This window comes from Alistipes intestinihominis, from assembly GCF_040095975.1.
GTDB classification, from domain to species: domain Bacteria; phylum Bacteroidota; class Bacteroidia; order Bacteroidales; family Rikenellaceae; genus Alistipes; species Alistipes senegalensis.
This window is the reverse complement of sequence record NZ_JBBMFL010000004.1, coordinates 197,176-219,421: the sequence shown is the minus strand read 5'-3', so window position 1 is coordinate 219,421 and position 22,246 is coordinate 197,176. Positions and strand designations below refer to the sequence as shown.

Genomic DNA, 22,246 nt, shown 5'->3' with positions numbered 1-22,246 from the left:
GCTATTCGATGGTTATCGTGAAGTCGCTGTTGTAGTTCACACGCATCCAGTTGCGGTTGACGTGGTTTTCGCGTCCCTCGCCCTGTCCGAACAGATAAGTCGTCTGCAACGGCGTATAGCGGCAGTCTTCGAGGTCGTACTCAATGTCGCCGTACATGGCCGGGGCGAAGATCACGGCGGTGTCGTAACCCCGGTAGGAATAGAGCGTCGGCAACGCGCCGAACGCACGGATGTAGGCGCTGTCGAAGGTCCTCACCACCTCGGAGTCGCGTTTGGCATGATAGGTCGAGAAGAATACCACGCGGTCCTTGAAATAGATGGCGCGGTCGATTCCCCCGAAACGGTTCCAGCGCGGGTTGCCCAGCACCGAGAAACGGGGCGCCGTGCGTCCGCGACTCGTGATGCTCGTATCGGCCGATGCCAGGGCCGCGAGGATGCGCTCCACATCGACGCTGTTGTCCGACAGGATCACGAAAAGGTTGTCCTGCCCGTTCTCCAGCAGCGGCGTGAGGTCGCTCGGGCTGTTGGCCGAACGCGCCGACGGATGCTCGTATTTATAGGTGTAGCGGGAGTATTCCGAGTCGCCCAGCAGCGCCAGTATCTCGCGCTCGAACTCCTTGTCGGTCGAGGCGGTGTAGATCAGCGTCACGTGCTTGTCGCCGCCCACCAGATCTCCCGCTTTCTCGTACTTGTGAGCCGGATCGGGCGCCAGTTGGAACAGCACGTCGCTGTTATGGTTGACGATATGCGCCAGCGGCGACACCACGGGCACCTTTTTCTCCTCGGCGAAGCGGATTATCGGAGTGAGCCCCTCTTCGTAGACCGGTCCGACGATCAGATCCGATTTGCGGAACGCCTCGTCCCGTTCGACGATCTCGCGGATGCGGGCCGTGTCGCGGGCCGTGTTGTAGAGATGAACCTCTGCCGAAATGCCCTGCCGGATTTTAACGCTGTCGAGCCCCAGCAGGAATCCCTGATAGAATTCCAGGTAGTTGCCGTTGGCCTCGCCGCCCGTGGCGATGGGCAGCAGCAGCGCCACACGAAGCGGTTCGCTGCGGCGCAGGGCGCGGAATTCGACGGGAACGACCTGCCGTTCCGAGGCGGCCACGCTGTCCCGGCGCAGGCTGTCGGCAGCTTCCGCCGTCACGGCGCCGTCCGGCTGCGGGATTTTGATCATCGCCCCGGCTTTGAGGTCCGCGGGTTTCAGCCCGTCGTTGAGCGCGCTGAGCTCGGTCTCCGTGATTCCGAAGCGGCGCGACAGCGAGTAGAACGTTTCGCCCGGATGGACGATGTGATAGGCCGTACCCTCGTCGGCCACGCTGTTCAGCGACTGGCGGTACTCCTCCCACTGCTCCTTCGTGCCGGCTTCGTCCTCCGAACCGATCTGCTTCTTGCGGATCAGGATGCGTTCCCCGAGGCGCATGTGCAGCGGATCGAGGTTGGGGTTGTCCTCCAGAAGGGTTTTCACGGGAATTTCATACTGCCGCGAAATGGCGTAAAGCGTTTCGCCCTTCGACACGAAATGGAAATCGAAGGTCTTGCGCAGTTTCCTGTCCGACTTCGGCTCGGGAACGTCGCTCACGAAAGGGATCTTGATGTTTTCGGCCGTTTTCAGCCCGCGGGCGATCGAAGGGTTGTTTTCGAGGATCACCTTCTCGCCCACGCCGTAGGTTTTCGAAAGTCCGTAGAGCGTTTCCCCCGGCTGGACGGTGTGGATGTAGTACTTCGAGCCGTTGATGTAGACGATCGTTCCGGACTTCTCCGCCGCAAGGGCGCAGAGAGCCCACGCGATCGTCAGGGCTGTGGCACAGAGTCGTTTCATCGTCATTTCAGTTTATCGCGCATCCGGATTTCGGTGATGACCTTCTTGGTGTAGAGCGGAAAATCGCCGTTCATCATCCACGCATAGTAGCTGGGTTCGATGCGGAACACCTCGGCCACCGAACGTCCCTTGTACTTGCCGAATCCGAAGACCTCCTCGCCCTTTTCGTTGAAGAGGATGCGCCCGGCGTAGTCCGCCGCTTCGGCGCGGCACGAGTATTCGGCCAGCTTGTCGATGTCGTTTTCCAGGTCGTCGTAACGGTCCAGCTGGGCCATCAGCACCTCGTAAGTGGCTTTCGTGTCGGCCTCGGCCGAGTGGGCGTCTTCGAGGTTCTTGTCGCAGTAGAACTTGTAGGCCGCGACCAGCGTCCGCTGCTCCTTCTTGTGGAAGATGTTCTGTACGTCAACGAACTTGCGGCGTTTGAAATCCACATCGACACCCGCCCGCAGGAACTCCTCGACCAGCACCGGGAGGTCGAAGCGGTTCGAGTTGAAACCGCCGAAGTCGCAGCCCCGGATGAACTGTTCGAGCGACTTGGCGACCTGCGCGAACGTCGGGCACTCCTTCACGTCCTCGTCCGTGATGCCGTGTACGGCCGTAGCCTCCTCGGGAATGTGCATTCCGGGATTTATCCGGCGGGTTTTGGTGATCTCCTCGCCGTCGGGCATGACCTTGACCATCGAAATTTCGACGATGCGGTCCTTTGCGGTGTCTATGCCGGTGGTTTCGAGGTCGAAGAAGATGATCGGTCGTTTGAGGTTCAGCTTCATCTGGCCGCCGTTATGCGTTGATCATCATCGGCATCAGCAGCATGAGCGTCGCGCTCGACTGCTTGTCGTCGTATACGGGCTTGAAGACACCGGCACGGGTCGAATCGGCCAGCTCCACCACCACCGTCGGGGTCTCCATGTTCGAGAGGATCTCGACGAGGAACGTCGATTTGAAGCCGATCGAAATGGGCTGACCGTCGTAGCTGCACGAGATCGTCTCGTTGGCCGACACCGAGAAGTCGATGTCCTGGGCCGTGAGGTTGATCTTGTTGTCGGCGATGTCCATGCGGATGAGGTTCGTCGTGGGATTCGAGCAGACGGCCACGCGCTTGATGCCGTTGACCAGTTCGATGCGGTCCACCAGCACCTTGTTGGGGTTATTGGCCGGGATCACGGCGTTGTAGTTCGGGTAGTTGCCCTCGATCAGGCGGCATACGAGCGTATGGCTCTTGAGTTTGAACAGGGCGTTCTTCGAATCGAACGCCATCTCGATCGCGTCGTCCTCCTTCAGCAGCACCGATTTCAGCAGGTTGGCGGGCTTCTTGGGCAGAATGAACGAGGCAGTCACCTCGTTGGTGGTCTCGGACTCGTATTTCACCAGCTTGTGGGCGTCGGTGCCAACGAACGTCAGCGCATTGGGCGCCAGATTGATATAGATGCCGTTCATCACGGGGCGCAGTTCGTCGTCGGCCGTGGCGAAGATGGTTTTGTTGATGCCATTGACGAGCGTGTCCACGTCCATCGAAAGCTCCTTCTTTTCGGCGCTCAGCTGCGGCACGGCGGGATAGCTCACGGCGCTGGCTCCGGGGATCGAGAGCGAACCGCTCTTCCAGTTGATCTTGATCTCCCAGTTCTTGTCGTTAACGTCGATCACGAGCGGCAGCTCGGGAAACTCTTTCAGCGAGTCGAGCATCAGTTTGGCCGGCGCGGCGATCGTGCCCTCGCTCTCCACGCTGTCCACCTCGATCGAGCCGATCAGGGTCGTTTCGAGGTCGGAAGTCGTGACTTTCAAGGTGTTGCCGTTGAGTTCCATCAGGAAGTAGTCCAGAATGGGAAGCGTGTTCTTATTGCTGATAACCTTGCCGGTGGTGGCCAGGAGCGAAAGCAGTGCCGAGCTTGATACGGAAAATTTCATACGTTTTTTTCTGTTTTTTCTGTTTATGGTTTCTTACTCTAAAATAGCCAGTTTGTCGAGGGCCGTCCGGATCATCTCCTTCACGAACGGTTTGTAGTCCGTGTTTACATTCTGCGCGATGCGCTGGGCGATGATCGTGCAGATCGTGGCGGCGCGGTGGCCCATCAGCGCCGCGAGCCCGGCCAGCGCCGAACCCTCCATCTCGAAGTTGGTGATGCGGCGGCCTTCGTAGCCGAACGACTCGATCTTCTCGTTCAGATGCGCGTCGTGCGGTTCGAGACGCACCCAGCGGCCCTGCGGGGCGTAGAAGCCCGGGGCGGCGATGGTGATGCCCTCGCGCGTAACGTCGCTGAAATGCTTGAAAAGCGTCTTGTCGGCATCGACGAAATAGGGACGCGGCATCTTCTCGTACCAGCTCGTGTGCTTCACGAAAGCCTCTTCGAGCGCCAGGTCGCAGACTGCGTCGCGGCCCTTGTAGTAGCTCAGCAGACCGTCGAAACCGCACGAGGTGCGCGAAAAGACGAATTCGCCGACCTTGATGTCGGGCTGAATGGCCCCCGAGGTGCCGAGGCGGACCAGCGTAAGCTGTTTTTTCACGGCCTTCTCCTGCCGCGTGGCGAAATCGACGTTGGCCAGCGCATCGAGCTCCGTGACGCAGATGTCGATATTGCCGATGCCGATGCCGGTCGAAAGGACCGTCATGCGCTTGCCTTTGTAGGTCCCCGTCACGGTCTTGAATTCGCGGTTCGCCACTTCGCACTCCTTCGTGTCGAAAAATCCGGCCACGAGGGCCACGCGGCCGGGATCGCCGACCAATATCACGGTGTCGGCCAGCTGCTCGGGAAGCAGGTGGAGATGGAATATCGAACCGTCGTCGTTGATTATCAATTCGGAAGCGGGAATCGTCCTCATAATTGTCGTTTTTTAATTTCCATAATTGGCATAAAAGTAATATATTTACCTCGAATATCAAAACTTCGACGCTAATTTTTCATAAATATAAAGTATATCCAAAACCGAATAAAACATGACTCTTATCAAATCCATTTCGGGCATCCGCGGCACCATCGGAGGTCCCGCAGGAGAGAACCTGACGCCGCCCGACGTCGTGAAATTCACCACGGCCTACGTGCGTCTGATCGCCCGCCGTACACCGGGCAAAAAACTTACCATAGTCGTAGGACGCGACGCCCGGATTTCGGGCGAAATGGTCTCGAATCTCGTCGAAGGAACCCTTCTGGCCTGCGGCGCCGATGTCATCAACGTCGGGTTGTGCACCACCCCGGGAACCGAAATGGCCGTCATCACGAAAAAGGCCGACGGCGGCATCATCATCACCGCCTCGCACAACCCCCGCCAATGGAACGCCCTGAAACTGCTGAACTCTGACGGCGAATTCCTGAACGACGCCGAGGGCAAGCAGGTGCTGGCCATGTCCGAGGAGGAGGATTACGACTACCCCGCGATCGACGCTATCGGACATGTCCTTTCGCGCGAGGATTTCAACGACGAGCATATCCGCCGCGTGCTGGCGCTGCCGCTGGTCGATGCCGAAGCCGTGCGCAAACGCCGTTTCAAGGTGGTCGTCGATGCCGTGAACTCGGTGGGCGGAGTCGTCATGCCGAAGCTGCTGCGCGAGCTGGGCTGCGAGGTCGTGGAGCTGAACTGCGAGCCGACGGGCGAATTCGCCCACAACCCCGAGCCGCTGCCGCAGAATCTCACGGAGATTTCGGAGGTGATCGTGCGCGAAAAGGCCGATGTGGGCATCGTGGTCGATCCCGACGTGGACCGGCTGGCATTCGTTTCGGAGGACGGTTCGATGTTCGTGGAGGAGTACACGCTGGTGGCCGTCGCCGACTACATCCTCTCCGAAAAGCCCGGCAACACGGTCTCGAACCTCTCCTCGTCGCGGGCCCTGCGCGACGTTACGGAACGTTACGGAGGCAAATACTACGCTTCGGCTGTCGGCGAGGTCAACGTCGTGACGAAAATGAAGGAGGTCGGCGCCGTGATCGGCGGCGAGGGCAACGGCGGAGTCATCTACCCCGAACTGCATTACGGACGCGATGCGCTGGTGGGCACGGCACTCTTTTTAACGTGGCTGGCGAAGAAGGGAATGACCATGACCCAGCTGCGCGCGACCTACCCTTCGTACTATGCTTCGAAGAACAAGATCGAATTGACGCCGGCTATCGACGTGGATAAAGTGCTGCGTGAAGTGAAGGCTCGTTATGCGGGTGAAAACGTGAACGATATAGATGGCGTAAAAATCGACTTCCCGGAGAACTGGGTTCACCTGCGCAAATCGAACACCGAGCCGATCATCCGCGTCTACACCGAAGCCAAGTCGATGGACGAGGCCGACGCGCTGGCGCAGCGGTTCATTGCTGAAATCAAAGAAATCTGTCATATCTAAGACCATGAAAAAGAACGTATTGATCCTTGCCGCAGCCCTCGCGCTGGTCGCCTGCGGCGGAAACGCCCCGAAAAAGAAAGCTGCCGCCGAAACGCAGACTACGACCGCGGCGGCGCCCGACATGCACACCGCCGAAACGTCGCTCGACTACCTGGGCACCTACGAAGGCACCCTGCCGGCGGCAGACTGCCCGGGAATCCAAACGACGCTGACGCTCAATCCCGACGGGACATACGAGTTGCACATGAAATACATCGACCGCGACGCTGAGTTCGACGAGAAAGGCGTTTTCAGCGTCAAGGAAAATCTGCTGACCCTGACTCAGCTCGACGACGGATCGGAAGAGTATTACAAGGTAGAGGAAAACCGGCTGCGCATGCTCGATGCCGAAAAACAACCCGTCACGGGAGCGTTGGCGGAGAATTACGTACTGCAAAAAACCAAGTAAGCGAATGGATAAAGCAAAAGTTTATATAAAGGATAATAAGGAACGGTTTATCAGTGAGTTGTTCGATCTGCTGCGCATCCCGTCGATCAGCGCGCAGAGCGAACACAAACCCGACATGCAGCGTTGCGCGGAGTTCCTCGCCGCGGCGCTTGCCAAGGCCGGCGCTGACCGTGCCGACGTACTGCCCACGGAGGGCAATCCGGTGGTTTATGCCGAAAAGATCGTCGATCCGAAAGCCAAAACGGTGCTGGTCTACGGCCACTACGACGTGATGCCTGTGGACCCGCGCGGCGAGTGGCGCACGGAGCCGTTCGAACCCGTCATCAAGGAGGGCCGCATCTGGGGCCGCGGAGCGGACGACGACAAGGGCCAGTTGTGGATGCACGCCAAGGCTTTCGAGGCGATGTGCGCCACGGACACGCTGCCCTGCAACGTCAAATTCATGCTTGAGGGCGAGGAGGAGATCGGTTCGCCGAGCCTTTACGGCTTCTGCGAGCAGAACAAGGAGATGCTCGCAGCCGATATTATATTGGTGTCGGACACCTCGATGATCTCGATGCAAACGCCCTCTATCACATGCGGTTTGCGAGGGTTGGCTTACATGGAGGTTGAAGTGACTGGGCCGAACAAGGACCTCCACTCGGGGCTCTTCGGCGGCGCTGTGGCCAATCCGGCCAACGTGCTGACGCGGCTGGTGGCCGGTCTGATAGACGATAGCGGCCGTGTAACGATCCCCGGCTTCTACGACGATGTGCGCGAACTGACGCCCGGGGAGCGCGAGGCGTTCAACAAGGCGCCGTTCGATATGGAAAATTATAAAAAATCGCTGGAAATCGGCGATGTGGAAGGCGAAGCGGGCTACACGACACTGGAACGCACGGGCGTGCGTCCGTCGCTCGATGTCAATGGCATCTGGGGCGGCTACACGGGCGAAGGCACCAAGACGGTGATCCCCGCGAAAGCCTCGGCCAAGATTTCGATGCGCCTGGTCCCGAATCAGGACTACCGCAAGATTTCGGAGCTCTTCGAAAAGCATTTCAACGCCATTGCGCCCAAGAGCGTGAAAGTGACGGTGAAGGCGCTTCACGGCGGCATGCCCTACGTCTCCCCGACCGATATGCCGGCCTACAAGGCGGCCGAAAAGGCCGTCGAGGCGACCTTCGGCAAGAAGCCCCTGCCCTTCTATTCGGGCGGTTCGATTCCGATCATCAGCGGGTTCGAGTCGATTCTGGGCATCAAGTCGATCCTGATCGGATTCGGGCTGGCCGAGGACGCCATCCACTCGCCGAACGAGAGTTACGGACTCGAACAGTTCGACAAGGGCGTGGAGACCATTCCGCTGTTTTACAAGTATTTCGCCGAAAGCTGACAGCCGATGTACGACGAACAGCTGGAATTTGCCGTGGGGATGGCCCGGGAGGCCGGGAAGATACAGCTCGCCTATTTCCGGGGCGACGAACTCGCCGTGCGGACCAAATCCAACGTCTACGACGTGGTGACGCGCGCCGACAAGGAGAGCGAAGAACTGATCGCCGGGATGATCGCGGAGCGCTATCCCGACCACGCCATTCTGGGCGAGGAGGGCGGCAGCCGCGGCTGTGCGGAGAGCGACTGGCGCTGGGTGGTCGATCCGTTGGACGGTACGACCAATTACAGTCAGGGACTGCCCGTTTTCGCGGTCTCGATCGCCCTGCAACACAAGGGCGAAACGATCGTGGGCGTGGTCTATGCCCCGTATTTGGGAGAGTTGTTCACCGCCGTAAAGGGCGGCGGAGCGCATCTGCAATACGCTTCGCGGGAGCCCGAACGCATTCGCGTCGGGGAGAAACGGACGCTCGCCACATCGGTGATCGCCACGGGGTTTCCCTACGACAAAGACGTGAATCCGGACAACAACAGCGACAACGTCGCCCGGATCATCCCCTACGTGCGGGATGTCCGGCGGCTGGGAGCGGCAGCCTACGACATCAGCTGCGTCGCCGCGGGACTGCTGGACGGCTATTGGGAGTTGGCGCTCCACGAATGGGACATCTGCGCCGCCGAACTGATTCTGCGGGAGGCCGGAGGCGTCGTCTGCGAACTCCGCCGCGACCGCGGCATCTCGATCGTAGCGGGCAATGCCGCAATCGTGGAGGAGATTCGGAAATACGTCAGGTAACCGATTGAAAAACAGTTTTGTTTCCAAAAAATCGACAGGGCGGGTGTAAATTCCCGCCCTCTTTTTGCCGGTATTCGTAAAATATTTTACTATTTTTATCCCGGACAAAACGAAAAAAACAAATGTGCGGAATTGTAGGATATGTCGGCCGGCGTGACGCCTGCCCGATTCTGGTGAAGGGTCTGCACCGCCTCGAATACCGGGGTTACGACAGCGCGGGCATCGCGCTGGTCAATGCGACGGGGGCCCTTCACGTTTTCAAATGCAAAGGCAAGGTCTCGGACCTGGAACACTTCCTCGAAGGCAAGGACCTCGGCGGAACCATCGGTATCGCCCACACGCGCTGGGCCACGCACGGGGTTCCGAACGACGCCAACGCCCATCCCCACTACTCCGAATCGGAGCAGATCGCCCTGATACACAACGGCATCATCGAAAACTACCGCGTACTGAAAGACGCGCTCGTCGAGAACGGCTACACGTTTCGCAGCAGCACCGATTCGGAAGTGCTGGTGAATCTGATCGAATACGTCCGCCGGACGAACGGCTGCACGCTGTTCGAAGCCGTGCAGCAGGCGCTTCGTCAGGTGGTCGGGGCCTATGCCATCGCCGTTGTCGAGAAGGGAAACACCGACCGGATCATTGCCGCACGGCAGAGCAGTCCGATGGTCGTGGGCATCGGCGAGGGCGAGTATTTCCTCTCGTCCGACGCCGCGTCGATCATCGAATACACGCAGGATTTCGTCTATGTGGGCGACGGGGAGATCGCCGTGATCGAACGCGACAAACCCCTGAAAGTCGTGACGCTGGACAACCACGAGGGGAAGATCGACATCCGCAAGCTCCAGCTCTCCATCTCGCAGCTCGAAAAGGGCGGCTATCCCCATTTCATGCTCAAGGAGATTTACGAACAGCCCTCGACGCTCGTAGACTGCATCCGCGGGCGCATCAACCCCGACACGTGCGAGGTGAGGCTCTCGGGAGTGATCGACCACCGCGACAAATTCCTCGCCGCCCGGCGCATCATCTTCGTGGCGTGCGGCACCTCGTGGCACGCCTCGCTGATCGGCGAACACCTCATCGAGTCGATCTGCCGCATCCCGGTCGAGGTGGAATACGCCTCGGAGTTCCGCTACCGCAACCCCATCATCCGCGAGGACGACATCGTGATCGCCGTGTCGCAGTCGGGAGAGACGGCCGACACGCTGGCCGCCGTGGAGCTGGCCCGCAAGGCCGGGGCTTTCGTCTTCGGCATCTGCAATGTCGTGGGATCGTCCATCGCCCGGGCGACGGATTCGGGGGCCTATATCCATGTAGGTCCCGAAATCGGCGTCGCCTCGACGAAGGCTTTCACCGGGCAGGTGACCGTGATGGCGATGCTGGCGCTGGCTGTGGGCCGCGAAAAGGGAACCGTTTCGGACGCATATTACCACGAAGTTGCGAGCGCCCTGCTCCACCTGCCCGAAACGTTGGAGGAGGTGTTGAAGGTCGCACCGCAGGTCGCCGACCTGGCGAAGATATTCACCTACGCCCACAATTTCATCTACCTGGGCCGCGGATACAACTACCCTACGGCTTTGGAGGGCGCCTTGAAACTCAAAGAGATCTCCTACATTCACGCCGAGGGCTACCCCGCCGCCGAGATGAAACACGGCCCCATCGCGCTGATCGACGCCGAAATGCCTACCGTAGCCATCGCCACACCGGATCACACCTACGAAAAAACCGCGTCGAACATCGAGGAGATTCGGGCCCGGGGCGGCAAGATCATCGCCGTCGTCGCCCGCGACGACCAACAGGTGCGCCGTTCGGCGGATTACGTGATCGAGGTTCCGGTCATCGCCGAATGTCTCATGCCGGTCGTAGTATCGGTGCCGTTGCAATTGCTGGCCTATTACATTGCGGTTTACAAGGGCCGTAACGTCGATCAGCCCCGCAACCTCGCCAAATCGGTGACCGTGGAGTGAATCTCCGTCCGGGCGACGAAAAAATCCGCAGTCTTCGGAAAGAGGACTGCGGATTTTTCATGCGCCGGGAGGCGCTTTAGTGGCCGTAGTTGGCGTCGATGTAGTCGGCGATCTTGAAGTCTTTCGGCTTCCGGGGAGTGTCGAGCGGCCTTATGCGGGTTTCGACCGCCTGCCGCTGTCCGCCGAAGACCAGTTTTTCGAGGAATGCGTCGATCTCCGCACGGTTTTCCCGCATCGGCCGCCACGCCATCGAATGATCGGTGTCGGACACGGAATGGAACCAATACGGAATTCCGCGGTGCGCGAGATCTTCGGCGATGCTTTCCGATCCGAAGAGCCACACCCCATCAAAGCCGATCTTGCCGTAGGGAACGTTGCGGTCGGCGTCGCCGTGGAAAAGCATCATCGGTGCAGGATCGCGGTCCCAGCGCAGCGTATCCCGGCGATCGCAAACAGCCCCCGCGAAGGCGATGACCCCGGCGTAGCCGAAGTCCCGACCGAACTTGCCGCGGGTCAGCGGATGACCGTTGCACAGTCCGTATTCGCCCATCAGGACCGTGATGGCCCCGGCGCTCGATCCGCACGTTACGATTCGGGTGGGATCGACATCGGACATGCGTTCGCAGACATAGGCCGTAGCGTCGTAGAGGTCCTCCATCGCCATCGAGAGCGTCGAATCCAGCGCCTGCGCGAAATGAGCCTCATCGAGCAGGCCGGCCGCTTTCGCCCGCTTCATCCCCAGCCGGTAGTCGATCGAAACGACGACGAAACCCTTGCGGGCGTAGTAGTCGAAGAAGGGCCGGAAACGGCGGTTATCCCGCGTTCCGGTCATAAAACCGCCGCCGAAGAGAAACATCAGGCAGGGTCTTTTCCGACTGTCGGGCGTGAGGGCGGCATAGCGGTCCAGCCTCAGCGTATCCGACTCGCGGACGGCATAGGCGAAAGTCTCCTTTCGGATCTCCTGTGCGCCGGCCGTCGTCGCAATCCATAGCGCGGCAAGTAAAATCAACCGTTTCATGCTACATCATTTCGTCGTAGGCGTACTGCACGGCGCGGTTCAGAATGGCGATGAACGGCTGCGTACGGCGGAACTCCTCGACGGTGCGCTCCAGCAGGTCCGGAGCGAGCAGGTACTCTTCGGTGATCGGCCGTTCGAGGTAAAAATCCTTCAATTTCAACATCTCGGCGTATTCGCTGTCGGCGGGAAATCCTGTCGGTATGCGTTTGAGCTTGTTGCCTTCGTAGAGCCGGAATCCCCGGGCCTTGCCGACGGCCGCCTCGATCTCCGCACCGTTATCGAGAATCTCCTCCCGCACCGATCGCAGCACCGTCGGTTCGGGGCAGTAAAGACCCGCCGAAAGCAGGTTGCACCCCACCAGCGAATCGGCGCAGGGCTCGATGTGGAAATAGTATCCCGCGAAGCCCGATTTCTTGCCCTTCGGGGCGATGTAGGCTCCGATATGGGTCTTGTAGGGCGACTTGTCGTTCGAAAAGCGCGTGTCGCGGGCGATCCGGTAGGTGCAGTCCTGCGGACGCAGGCCCCGCACCGTAGGATCGAACGACGAGATGCCCTCGATCAACTGTCCGGTGAAATCCGCGAACCGCCCTTTCACCCGGGTCCATTCGGCGCGGTGGGCGTCGAACCACTCCCGGGTATTGTCGTCGTGCAGGCGGCGGAAGAAGTCGATAACCTCTTTCATCTTACCACGCGAAAAGCGGATAGTCGGCCATCAGGGCGTTCACATCCTTGCGGACGGCGGCGATATTCGCCTCGTTCTCCGGATCGTGCAGCACGCGGTCGATCAGCTCGACGATGTAATCCATCTTGTCCTCCTTCAGACCGCGGGTCGTAATGGCCGGGGTGCCGAAGCGCAGACCCGAGGTCTGGAACGGCGAGCGGCTGTCGAACGGCACCATGTTCTTGTTGGTGGTGATGTCGGCGGCCACGAGGCATTTCTCGGCCAGCTTGCCCGTCAGTTCGGGGAATTTCGTCCGCAGATCGACCAGCATCAGGTGGTTGTCCGTACCGCCCGATACGATCTTGTAACCGCGCTTCACGAAAGCGGCGGCCATCGCGGCGGCGTTCTTCTGCACCTGAGTCTGATACTCCTTGTAGGCAGGCTCCAGCGCCTCGCCGAAAGCCACGGCCTTGGCGGCGATGACGTGCTCCAGCGGACCGCCCTGGATGCCCGGGAATACGGCTGAATTGAGGATCTGCGACATCATCTTCACGGCGCCCTTCGGCGTGGTCTGCCCCCAGGGATTCTCGAAATCCTTGCCCATCAGGATAATGCCGCCGCGGGGTCCGCGCAGGGTCTTGTGGGTCGTCGAGGTGACGATATGGGCGTATTTCACGGGGTTGTCCAGCAGCCCGGCGGCGATCAGTCCGGCCGTGTGGGCCATGTCCACCATCAGCAGGGCCCCCACCTTGTCGGCGATCTCGCGCATGCGCTTGTAGTCCCATTCGCGCGAATAGGCCGAGGCGCCGCCGACGATCAGTTTGGGCTTGCACTCCAGGGCTTTACGCTCCATGGCGTCGTAGTCGATCGTGCCGGTCTTCTCGTCGAGCTGGTAGCCTACTGCCCGGAAGTATTTGCCCGACATGTTGACCGGCGAACCGTGCGAGAGGTGCCCTCCGTGTGCGAGGTCCAGCCCCATGAAAGTGTCGCCCGGCTGCATGCAGGCGAAGAAAACGGCCATGTTGGCCTGCGCGCCCGAGTGGGGCTGCACGTTGGCGTATTCCGCGCCGTAGAGCTTGCAGATGCGCTCGATGGCCAGCGACTCGACCTTGTCCACGACCTCGCAGCCTCCGTAGTAGCGGGCGCCGGGATAGCCTTCGGCGTATTTGTTGGTCAAAACCGAGCCCATGGCCTCCATCACCTGGTCGCTGACGAAGTTCTCCGAGGCGATCAGCTCGATGCCGTGCATCTGGCGGCTGCGCTCGGCGGCAATCAAATCGAAAATCTGGGAATCTCTTTTCATATTTTAAATTGGATTTTATGAAATGCTGTTTACAGTTGGTAAATATAGGGATATTTACTGAAATTTAATCCTATCATATATAAATATAATTATTTTCCGAGTGACCGAGCACTATTTCCGACAGGCGTGGCTGAATAGCGTTTATAAAAAGCAAACATTACTCTGCATTCTAAATCTTTAGCATCTTGTACTCCACGACATTTGTAAAAAAAGGTATGGGCACCATGTTTATCCATATAGTGATAACGTTCACAGCACTAATATTCTTGACAATCCCTCTTTAAACTTTTTAAGTGTCTTTGATATTCTTTTAGCCTTCGTTTCAAATTGTCAGATTTCCCTATATAGATTATTCGAGATGTTCCTTCGGGATAAATGAAACGTGTTTTAAACGATGTTATAATATATACACCTGCACAATCCGGAATATTGGATAAATCATCTTTCTTTAAATCACATATTTCTTGACTATCACAACCTTGTTGTGGTCTAAAATTTTTAATAAAAAATAAATCTTGTTTTCTCATTGGAATCTTGTTTTTTACTATTGCGTAAAGATATGTTTTTCTTAAAAAAATTCTATATAGGAATATTATTTTTTATCTTTGTGCCGCAAAATTGGCAGATATTACCTTAAAAAGTATAACATTATGAAATTACTGGATGGAAAAGTGGCCGTTGTGACCGGCGCCGCACGCGGCATCGGCAAGGCCATCGCACTCGAATTCGCCAAAGAGGGTGCTGACGTGGCGTTCACTGACCTCGTGATCGACGAGAACGGCAAGGCCACCGAGGCCGAGATCGCCGCACTGGGCGTAAAGGCCAAGGGATACGCCTCGAACGCCGCGAATTTCGAAGAGACGCATCAGGTCATCGACCAGATCGTGAAGGATTTCGGACGCATCGACATCCTCGTCAACAACGCCGGAATCACGAAAGACGGCCTGATGATGCGCATGTCCGAGGCTCAGTGGGATGCCGTGCTGACCGTGAACCTCAAATCGGCGTTCAACTTCATCCACGCCGTAACGCCCGTCATGGCGCGGCAGAAAGGCGGCTCGATCATCAACATGTCGTCGGTGGTGGGTGTCAGCGGCAACGCCGGACAGTGCAACTACTCGGCGTCGAAGGCCGGCATGATCGGATTGGCTAAATCCATTGCGAAGGAGATGGGCCCGCGAGGTATCCGTGCCAACGCCATCGCCCCCGGTTTCATCATGACCGAAATGACCGCCAAGTTGCCCGACGAGGTGAAAGAGGGCTGGTACAAGCAGATTCCGCTGCGCCGCGGCGGCACGCCCGAGGACGTTGCCAAGGTGGCGTTGTTCCTTGCTTCGGATCTTTCGTCGTATGTCAGCGGTCAGGTCATCCACTGCTGCGGCGCGATGAACTGCTAAGAAGCTGAGAGAAGCGAAAAGAGAGGATGCCGCAAGGCATCTTCTGAAAACAAAAGTGTCCGTTCAAGTAAACTTGTCGGGCACTTTTGTTTATTCCGCAGGAAGCCTTCTTTTCGTGTCCGAAGCGCCGCCGACAGTCACGGCACGAAAACGGAGCGTGTGCCGTAATTGTCGCAACTTGCATTTTTTTGTTATCTTTGACGCCGTAACGACGCTTTTTGCAGTTGGATGGTTCTGTCGGACCGGATGCAATTCAGTTTTGCATTTTACTATATTTGTAATTATGAAACGACTCGTAACCTTGATCGCGGCCCTGGCCGTATTCCAGACATACGCCCAAAGAATTGAGGCGACGCTCCCCAGCCCCGACGCCAAGGCGATCGGCATGGGCGGCTTGATGATGACCACCCTTTCGGGCTCGCACGCCATCTACAACAACTCGGCGATGGCGGTTTTTTCGCGCATGCCGTCGCAGATTTCGTCGTCCTACTACGGGCAGGAAGATATAGACTATTACGCCGTGTCGGGCTTCTGCCGCTTCGACAACGTCAACCTCGCGCAGATCGGCTGGCGCCAGTATCTCCGCGAACACGGCAACAACGACATGGCCGTCGATCTGGGCTATTCGCGCCGCATGGGCGACAACTGGGCTCTGGGCATCGTGGCGCGTTACATGCACCTGAAACGCCCGGAGATTTCGGCCGACGCCCTGGCCGTGGATCTCAGCGCCGCCTACCAGCTGCCGCTGGAGAACGTCGGCAGCTACTCGACGCTGCGCGCAGGTGCCAAGCTGGGCAATCTGGGCGGATACGTCCACGATACGGACTACACGCTGCCGATGGATTTCACCGTCGGGGCGGCCCTCGATACGTTCCTCACCGATGCGCACGAAATCACCGTCGGCACCGACCTGGGATACTATTTCTCGCCGTCGTCGGTCCGCGGATTCCAAATGTCGGTGGGTGCCGAATACAACCTGATGCAACTGGTCCAACTGCGCACGGGTTACCACTACGGCGAGCGGCGCGACTACTATCCGAGCTACTGGACCGTCGGCGCAGGCGTGCGCATCCTCCACTTGCGGCTGGACTTCGCCTATCTCTTCGCCAAGAAGCACACGCTCCTGCGCAATACGTACAGCATCAGTTTCGGACTGGATTTCTAAGATATTCCAGAATCCCTTCGCAGCCGTCCTCCAGCATGTCGAGCACCAGCTCGAAACCCTCGTGTCCCTCGTAATAGGGGTCGGGAACATAGGTGCGGTCGGGATGGCGGCGGCAGAACTCCGTCATGCGGAATATCTTGCGGGCGGCCTCGGGGGAGGGCGCCATGCGATACAGCGTTTCGTAATTCATGTCGTCCATCCCGACGATCATGTCGAAGCGGTCGAAATCCGCTTCGCTCACCTGCCGTGCACGGTGCGTCAGCGCATAGCCGCGGCGTGAAGCCGCGCTCCGCATGCGCGGATCGGGCAGTTCGCCCCGGTGGCCTCCGTAGGTGCCCGCCGAGTCGATCGTGAAACGGTCGGCGACTCCCCGCCTCTCCACGAGGTCGTGCATGATGCCGTCGGCGGCCGGAGAGCGGCAGATATTGCCCAAACAGACGAATAAGATTCTTGTTTTCGGTTCCATGCCGTAAAGATAGCGAATTTTTCGGAACGCGAATTGCAGGACCCGGGGATATGGAGAAGAAAATGACAGAACGGATCGGAGAATACCGACGCATGGACTGGGCCGTGTTCTACATGCGGTTGTTCACGGGCGCCATGATGCTGTTTCACAACATCGGCAAAATACAGAACTACAACGAAATAATCGGATCATATCCGGCATTGCTTCACATCGAGCCCGCCGCCGTGTTCGTCATCGTGACGGTCGTCGAAGTGCTGCTGGCCGTGCTTATCATCATGGGGCTGTGGGTGCGTCCTGCGGCATTCCTGATGGCGGTGGGCATTCTTCTGATGTTCGTCTGGGGCGGATTCGGAGCCGGGGAACAGGAGTTCGTATGGCTCGGCGTCTATGTCTTCCTGATCATCTCGGGAGGCGGATTTTACGGATTCGACACTGCCATAGCCGCTGCCGGTAGAAAAAAGTGACCAATCGGACAATAAATAGGAGTGCCGACATTCCCGATGTTCGGAGAAATGTCGTATCTTTGACACGATTTGTTTTCGTTAGAAACCGCAAAAACAGAACGTAATGAAGATGAAAGTGATCGTGATGCTGGCGGCTTTCGCGCTGACCGCATCGGCCGCCGCGGCGCAGGAACTGCCCCGCAAGGTGCAGAACGTCGAGGTGCTCGACCTGGACGGAAAACCGGCCAAACTGCCCCATTTCGGCGAAAAGAACCTGATGATATTCTACGTGGACCCCGACCGCCACAAACAGAACGAGGATTTCACCATCGAACTGGAAAAGAACGGACGCGCATCGGGCGAAAACATCTACGGCTTCGGGGTGATGAACCTCAAGGACGCCCCGATGGTACCCAACGGCATGGCCCGCAGCATGGCCAAGAAACGCACGGCCTCGAACGGCGCCACGGTGCTGGCCGATCAGGACCGCATCCTGAGCAAGGCTTGGGGACTGGGCGACTGCAACAACCAGTTCGTGCTGATGATCGTATCGAAGGAGGGCGAACTGGTGTTCGTGCGCAAGGGCATCCTCTCCGACGCGGACAAGGAGGCTTTCTACCAGACCGTCGAGAAGTACAAATAGATCTCGATGGTGCGCAGAATCGTTGTCCTGATCCTCGTGCTCTCAGGTTCGCTCCTCACGGGGCGGGCCCAGGAGAGCACCCGTGTTGCAGACGGCGACACGCTGCACTACACCTACACCCCGCTGCCGCAGGAGGCTCCCCGAAAGAAACCTTTCCTGCGCCGCGTAGTCGATTACTTCGGAGAATCGACCACGGACAAGACCTTCGAAAAGAAGATCGACTTCACCTTCGCCGGAGGCCTCAGCTATTCGAAGAACACGAGCTTCGGCATCGGCCTGCTGGCGGCGGGACTGTTCCGCCTCGACCGTACGGATTCGATCACGGCGCCGTCGGACATTTCGATCTTCGCCAACGTTTCGGTGTCGGGGTTCTATGCGCTGGGCGTGACGGGAAACACCATTTTCTCGCACAACAAACGCCGTCTGAATTATACGGTGATGTTCGCCTCGGCGCCCCGCAGTTTCTGGGGCATCGGCTATGATGCGGGGCGCCACAATCCCGAAAGCACCTATTCCGAAAAACGCTATCTGGTCGAAGGGCGCTATCTGCACGAGTTCCTGCCCCATACCTATGTCGGCGGACTGGTGAGTTTCGAACACACGCGGGGTCTGAAATTCTCCAAGCAGGAGTATCTGCACGGAGAAAAGCTGCACTATACGGCGACGGGCATCGGAGCGATCCTCGAATACGATTCGCGCGACTTCATTCCCAATCCGTTCCGGGGTCTCTACGTGAGTTTTCAGGAGACGCTTTTCCCGAAGGGGCTCGGAAACTGCGGCAAAACGCTGTGGCGCACGACTTTCACGGCCGATGCCTACCAGCGGGTGTGGAAAGACGGCATCCTCGCCGCCGACCTCTACGCGGTGTTCAACACCGACGGCACGCCGTGGCCGATGCTCGCCCGGCTGGGCGGCAGCCAGCGGATGCGCGGCTATTACCAGGGCCGCTATACGGACAATGACATGATCACCTTGCAGATCGAACTGCGCCAGCGGATCTGGCGGCGGATCGGATGCGCGGTCTGGGGCGGTGCGGGCAACGTGTTTCCGTCGCTCGGCGAGTTCGACTGGTCGCAGACGCTCCCCAACTACGGAATCGGCTTCCGGTGGGAGCTCAAAAAAAGAGTTAACGTTCGCCTCGATTACGGATTCGGCAAGAAGACAAGCGGATTCCTGCTGAGCATCAACGAGGCTTTTTAGAGCTATTTGGCTTATGAGTGCTGATACGAACCGGAAAAACAGACGGCAAACGGTCAAGACCCGCAGCCGCTTCACGACGCTGCTGACCGTCTATTTCTTCGTGGCGCTGATCATTCCCAACTGCGTGCTGGCCAACACCGAACCTTATTCGGTGTGGACCGTCGAGGCGCTGATCCTCATGCCGCTGGGATTCTACATGATGTGGAGCGTGGCCCTGCGCCGTTCGGGCGTGATGATTTGGCTGGCGTTCCCGTTCATCTTCTTCTGCGCCTTCCAGATCGTGCTGTTATACCTCTTCGGCAACTCGATCATCGCCACCGACATGTTCACCAACCTCCTGACGACCAATCCGGGCGAGGCGGGCGAACTGCTGGGCAACATCTACCCTTCGGTGGTGCTGGTATGCGTCATCTACTTGCCGCTGCTGTGGCTCGCGGCGCGCGAGATCGGCCACAAACGCTACATCACGCGCACGGCGCGCATGAATATCGGACTGACCGGTGCGGCGCTCTTCGCGCTGGGACTGCTGGCCCTGTGGCCCGCCTACCACGTGAGCGAGGACCGGCACGTGCTGCGTGACGAAATCTTCCCCCTGAACGTTCTCTACAACCTCGGACTGAGCGGCTCGGAATTCCGCAAGTCGTTCAACTACGAAAAGACCTCCGCCGGATTCAGCTACGAAGCCGAGCGCACGGCCGAAGTCCCCGGACGCGAGGTCTATGTATATATTATAGGTGAAGCCTCGCGGGCCATGAACTGGCAGCTCTACGGCTACGGGCGCGAGACCAATCCCCTGCTGTCGCAGGAAGAGGGGCTGGTGGTGTTCCGCGACGTGCTGACCCAGAGCAACACCACGCACAAGAGCGTGCCGCTGATCCTTTCGTCGGTGGCCACCGACGAACACGACGAACTGTACCGCCGCAAGGGACTTCCGGCGCTGTTCAACGAGGCGGGCTTCGACACGTGGTTCATCTCCAACCAGTCGCGGCAGGGCGCCATGATCGACCACCTGGCCCACGACGCCAAGCACCTGATTTACATCCGTTCGCCGCGCCACGACACGCAGCTGCTCGACGAGATGCGCAAGGCAATCGAAAAAAGCACCTCCCGGAAACTTTTCTTCATCCTCCACTGCTACGGGTCGCATTTCAGCTATCACCAGCGTTACCCGCGGGAGTTCGCATATTTCCAGCCCGACAACGACGTGGCGATCGCCAAACAGCACCGGCCGATGCTGGTCAATGCCTATGACAATTCGGTCCGCTATACGGATTACGTGCTGTCGGGGATCATCGACTACCTCGGGTCGCTCGAAAACACCTCCTCGGCGCTGCTCTACTGCGCCGACCACGGCGAAGACCTGATCGACGACCACCGGGAGCGCTTCCTTCACGCCTCGCCCACCACTACGGCCTATCAGCTTTACGTGGCGTCGCTGGCGTGGTTCTCGGAGAGCTACCGGGAACGCTTCCCCGAAAAGGTCGCCGCCGCCGAGGCCAATGCGACGGCTCCGGCCACGACGCACGCATTGTTTCACACCATGGCCGACATGGCTTCGATCCGGGGGCGGTTCCTCACGACGAAGGTGTCGCTCGTGAGTCCCGATTTCGACCGCACGGCCCCGCGCCGCTATCTGAACGACCACAACGAAGCGGTACCCTACCGCAAGACGGGACTCCGGCCCGAAGATATGGAGGTGTTCCGGCGTTACGGAATCGAACTGAACTGAAAACAATAAAGGCTGTCCGCAAGGACAGCCTTTATTGCGAAATTCGGGTTCGAATTATTTCGCAGCCTCTACGGAAACCTTGCGGAACTCCTTCATCAGCTTCGAAAGCTCCAGGGCCGATTTGCGTGCGCGGGTGCCGGCAGCCTTGTTGTTCTTCTCGACCTGAGCAGCTGCGTTGGCTGCAAATACCTCGAACTCTGCGTTGATTTTTGCTACTAATTCTTTCATGGTTTTATTTGTTAATTGGGTTTGTTATCAACGCAAAGATATAAAAATATTCTAAACTCCATCTCCCGGGACACGAAAAAACAGCGTTTTTTCATTAAAAAAGTCCGTTTTACGGGGATGGCGGTACGTTTTTTGCCCTCGTCCGGGGGTAAAACATCCCCTTCTATGGATAAATTCTACCTTACAGCCGGCCTCTTTGCAGCGCTCCTCGCGGGCTGCGGAAAACATGCTTCCCGGCAGGAGATGCCTCCCCTGCGGGTCGAGGTGGCCGAGGCCGTCGTGGACTCCGTTCCCAACCGGATGAGTTTCATCGGCTACCTTGCGAGCAATTTCGACGCCGTGATCCAGCCGCGCGTGAACGGCTACCTGTCGTCGAAGCGTTACAGCAACGGCATGCCCGTCAAACGGGGGCAGCTGCTGTTCACCATCGACCCCGACCAGCTTTCGACCTCGATGCTGGCGGCCGAAGCCCAGCTGGAATCGGCCCGGGCACAGGCCATCGAAGCGCGCAACAACTACGACCGTGCGGTGCCGCTGGCAAAGATCAATGCCATCAGTCAGGCGCAGCTGGACCAGTACACCGCGCAGTGGAAGGCCGCCGAAGCCTCGGTACGCGCCGCCGAGCAGACGCTCAGCAGCGCCCGGATGAACGTCGGCTATGCCGAACTGCGCTCCCCGATCGACGGCATCGTCGAACACACGGCGGCACACGTGGGCGACTACGTGGGTCCCGGCACGCAGTTCAGCGTGCTGACGACCGTGTCGAACATCGACACGGTGACCGTGGACGTGGCGATCCCGATGTCGCAATACCTGCGCTATGCCGGCAACCGGACCTCGATCTATGACAACGAGGGGCTGCTCTCGGACATCCGCCTCGTGCTGGCCGACGGCACGCAGTATCCCCACGAGGGACGCTACGATTATACGCGCAAGGACGTGTCGAGCACCACGGGGACGCTGGTGCTGGTGGTGATGTTCCCCAATCCCGACGAGGCGCTGAAGCCCGGGCAGTTCGCCCGCGTGGAGGCCAACGTGGGCCCCGTGCGGCCGCGTGTCGTCGTACCCCAGCAGGGCGTGAGCCAGGCCCAGGACCTCAGCTCGGTGTGGGTAGTCGCGGCCGACAGCACGGCGCACTACCGCCGCGTCATCCCGGGCGACACCTATGGCGCGTTATGGTGCATCGACGAGGGGCTGGAACCGGGCGAACGGATCGTGGTCGCCGGGCAGCAGAAGCTGCGCAACGGCGCGAAAGTGATTCCCGAAAAGAGATAGCC

Annotated in this window: 22 protein-coding genes; 12 read left to right on the top strand and 10 right to left on the bottom strand. The window is 58.9% G+C overall.

Annotation, left to right across the window (positions count from 1 at the left end):
* Window position 1: 1 nt before the first annotated feature.
* From WMO46_RS05435 to WMO46_RS05420, 4 genes are read right to left on the bottom strand one after another with little or no spacing between them, the layout of a single operon-like run.
* A complete protein-coding gene (locus WMO46_RS05435) occupies window positions 2-1,828 on the bottom strand; it encodes a LysM peptidoglycan-binding domain-containing protein (RefSeq protein ID WP_410520081.1) in 1,827 nt (608 codons plus the stop codon).
* The gene (locus WMO46_RS05430; protein WP_019150364.1) at window positions 1,825-2,592 is read right to left on the bottom strand and encodes a 3'-5' exonuclease; all 768 of its coding nucleotides are present in this window, start codon (window positions 2,590-2,592) and stop codon (window positions 1,825-1,827) included. Before WMO46_RS05430 ends, WMO46_RS05435 begins: the two co-directional genes overlap by 4 nt.
* Before the next feature lie 10 nt (window positions 2,593-2,602).
* Window positions 2,603-3,727, bottom strand: coding sequence for a DNA polymerase III subunit beta (gene dnaN / locus WMO46_RS05425; protein WP_349093960.1), 1,125 nt, complete (start codon window positions 3,725-3,727; stop codon window positions 2,603-2,605).
* Between the two features lie 33 nt (window positions 3,728-3,760).
* Complete coding sequence (locus WMO46_RS05420; RefSeq protein WP_410520080.1) at window positions 3,761-4,639, bottom strand: nucleoside phosphorylase; 879 nt, start codon at window positions 4,637-4,639, stop codon at window positions 3,761-3,763.
* Window positions 4,640-4,754: 115 nt separating this feature from the next.
* On the opposite strand from WMO46_RS05420, the gene glmM reads away from it, so the two are divergent.
* The 5 genes from glmM to glmS all read left to right on the top strand — a co-directional run bounded on the left by glmM (window position 4,755) and on the right by glmS (window position 10,716).
* Complete coding sequence (gene glmM, locus WMO46_RS05415; RefSeq protein ID WP_019150367.1) at window positions 4,755-6,143, top strand: phosphoglucosamine mutase; 1,389 nt, start codon at window positions 4,755-4,757, stop codon at window positions 6,141-6,143.
* Between the two features lie 4 nt (window positions 6,144-6,147).
* Window positions 6,148-6,591, top strand: coding sequence for a copper resistance protein NlpE (locus tag WMO46_RS05410; RefSeq protein WP_129649766.1), 444 nt, complete (start codon window positions 6,148-6,150; stop codon window positions 6,589-6,591).
* Between the two features lie 4 nt (window positions 6,592-6,595).
* Window positions 6,596-7,960: a dipeptidase gene (locus tag WMO46_RS05405; protein ID WP_129649764.1), complete on the top strand. Its 1,365-nt coding sequence runs from the start codon at window positions 6,596-6,598 to the stop codon at window positions 7,958-7,960.
* A gap of 6 nt (window positions 7,961-7,966) precedes the next feature.
* The gene (locus WMO46_RS05400; protein WP_129649762.1) at window positions 7,967-8,749 is read left to right on the top strand and encodes an inositol monophosphatase family protein; all 783 of its coding nucleotides are present in this window, start codon (window positions 7,967-7,969) and stop codon (window positions 8,747-8,749) included.
* 122 nt (window positions 8,750-8,871) lie between these two features.
* Window positions 8,872-10,716 carry a glutamine--fructose-6-phosphate transaminase (isomerizing) gene (gene glmS, locus WMO46_RS05395; RefSeq protein ID WP_349093959.1) on the top strand — a complete coding sequence of 615 codons (1,845 nt, stop codon included), beginning with the start codon at window positions 8,872-8,874 and terminating at the stop codon, window positions 10,714-10,716.
* Window positions 10,717-10,792: 76 nt separating this feature from the next.
* On the opposite strand, the gene WMO46_RS05390 is transcribed toward glmS, so the two are convergent.
* The 4 genes from WMO46_RS05390 to WMO46_RS05375 form a co-directional block, all read right to left on the bottom strand.
* Complete coding sequence (locus WMO46_RS05390) at window positions 10,793-11,734, bottom strand: alpha/beta hydrolase family protein (protein WP_019150372.1); 942 nt, start codon at window positions 11,732-11,734, stop codon at window positions 10,793-10,795.
* Between the two features lies 1 nt (window position 11,735).
* Complete coding sequence (locus tag WMO46_RS05385; RefSeq protein ID WP_019150373.1) at window positions 11,736-12,416, bottom strand: DUF2461 domain-containing protein; 681 nt, start codon at window positions 12,414-12,416, stop codon at window positions 11,736-11,738.
* Between the two features lies 1 nt (window position 12,417).
* The gene (gene glyA, locus WMO46_RS05380; protein WP_019150374.1) at window positions 12,418-13,698 is read right to left on the bottom strand and encodes a serine hydroxymethyltransferase; all 1,281 of its coding nucleotides are present in this window, start codon (window positions 13,696-13,698) and stop codon (window positions 12,418-12,420) included.
* 257 nt (window positions 13,699-13,955) lie between these two features.
* The gene (locus WMO46_RS05375) at window positions 13,956-14,225 is read right to left on the bottom strand and encodes a GIY-YIG nuclease family protein (protein ID WP_349093958.1); all 270 of its coding nucleotides are present in this window, start codon (window positions 14,223-14,225) and stop codon (window positions 13,956-13,958) included.
* 123 nt (window positions 14,226-14,348) lie between these two features.
* On the opposite strand from WMO46_RS05375, the gene fabG reads away from it, so the two are divergent.
* A complete protein-coding gene (gene fabG / locus WMO46_RS05370; RefSeq protein WP_019150376.1) occupies window positions 14,349-15,095 on the top strand; it encodes a 3-oxoacyl-[acyl-carrier-protein] reductase in 747 nt (248 codons plus the stop codon).
* 283 nt (window positions 15,096-15,378) lie between these two features.
* The gene (locus tag WMO46_RS05365) at window positions 15,379-16,260 is read left to right on the top strand and encodes a PorV/PorQ family protein (RefSeq protein WP_019150377.1); all 882 of its coding nucleotides are present in this window, start codon (window positions 15,379-15,381) and stop codon (window positions 16,258-16,260) included.
* Here the strand turns inward: WMO46_RS05365 and WMO46_RS05360 are convergent.
* Complete coding sequence (locus WMO46_RS05360; protein WP_129649752.1) at window positions 16,238-16,726, bottom strand: low molecular weight protein-tyrosine-phosphatase; 489 nt, start codon at window positions 16,724-16,726, stop codon at window positions 16,238-16,240. The two genes, WMO46_RS05365 and WMO46_RS05360, sit on opposite strands and share 23 nt — an antisense overlap.
* Window positions 16,727-16,818: 92 nt before the next feature.
* Between WMO46_RS05360 and WMO46_RS05355 the strand changes: the two genes are divergently transcribed.
* The 4 genes from WMO46_RS05355 to WMO46_RS05340 all read left to right on the top strand — a co-directional run bounded on the left by WMO46_RS05355 (window position 16,819) and on the right by WMO46_RS05340 (window position 20,741).
* Window positions 16,819-17,190 carry a DoxX family protein gene (locus tag WMO46_RS05355; RefSeq protein WP_410520083.1) on the top strand — a complete coding sequence of 124 codons (372 nt, stop codon included), beginning with the start codon at window positions 16,819-16,821 and terminating at the stop codon, window positions 17,188-17,190.
* A gap of 103 nt (window positions 17,191-17,293) precedes the next feature.
* Complete coding sequence (locus WMO46_RS05350; RefSeq protein ID WP_019150380.1) at window positions 17,294-17,812, top strand: hypothetical protein; 519 nt, start codon at window positions 17,294-17,296, stop codon at window positions 17,810-17,812.
* Between the two features lie 6 nt (window positions 17,813-17,818).
* On the top strand, window positions 17,819-19,012 hold the full coding sequence (locus WMO46_RS05345) for a BamA/TamA family outer membrane protein (RefSeq protein WP_349093956.1): 1,194 nt from the start codon (window positions 17,819-17,821) through the stop codon (window positions 19,010-19,012).
* A 13-nt stretch (window positions 19,013-19,025) separates the two neighbouring features.
* Window positions 19,026-20,741: a phosphoethanolamine transferase gene (locus tag WMO46_RS05340; protein WP_349093955.1), complete on the top strand. Its 1,716-nt coding sequence runs from the start codon at window positions 19,026-19,028 to the stop codon at window positions 20,739-20,741.
* 54 nt (window positions 20,742-20,795) lie between these two features.
* Here WMO46_RS05340 and WMO46_RS05335 read toward each other — a convergent pair whose 3' ends face one another.
* Window positions 20,796-20,969, bottom strand: coding sequence for a histone H1-like protein Hc1 (locus WMO46_RS05335; RefSeq protein ID WP_019150383.1), 174 nt, complete (start codon window positions 20,967-20,969; stop codon window positions 20,796-20,798).
* A 165-nt stretch (window positions 20,970-21,134) separates the two neighbouring features.
* Here WMO46_RS05335 and WMO46_RS05330 point away from each other — a divergent pair, with 165 nt between their 5' ends.
* On the top strand, window positions 21,135-22,244 hold the full coding sequence (locus WMO46_RS05330) for an efflux RND transporter periplasmic adaptor subunit (protein ID WP_196017504.1): 1,110 nt from the start codon (window positions 21,135-21,137) through the stop codon (window positions 22,242-22,244).
* The last annotated feature ends 2 nt before the right edge of the window (window positions 22,245-22,246 follow it).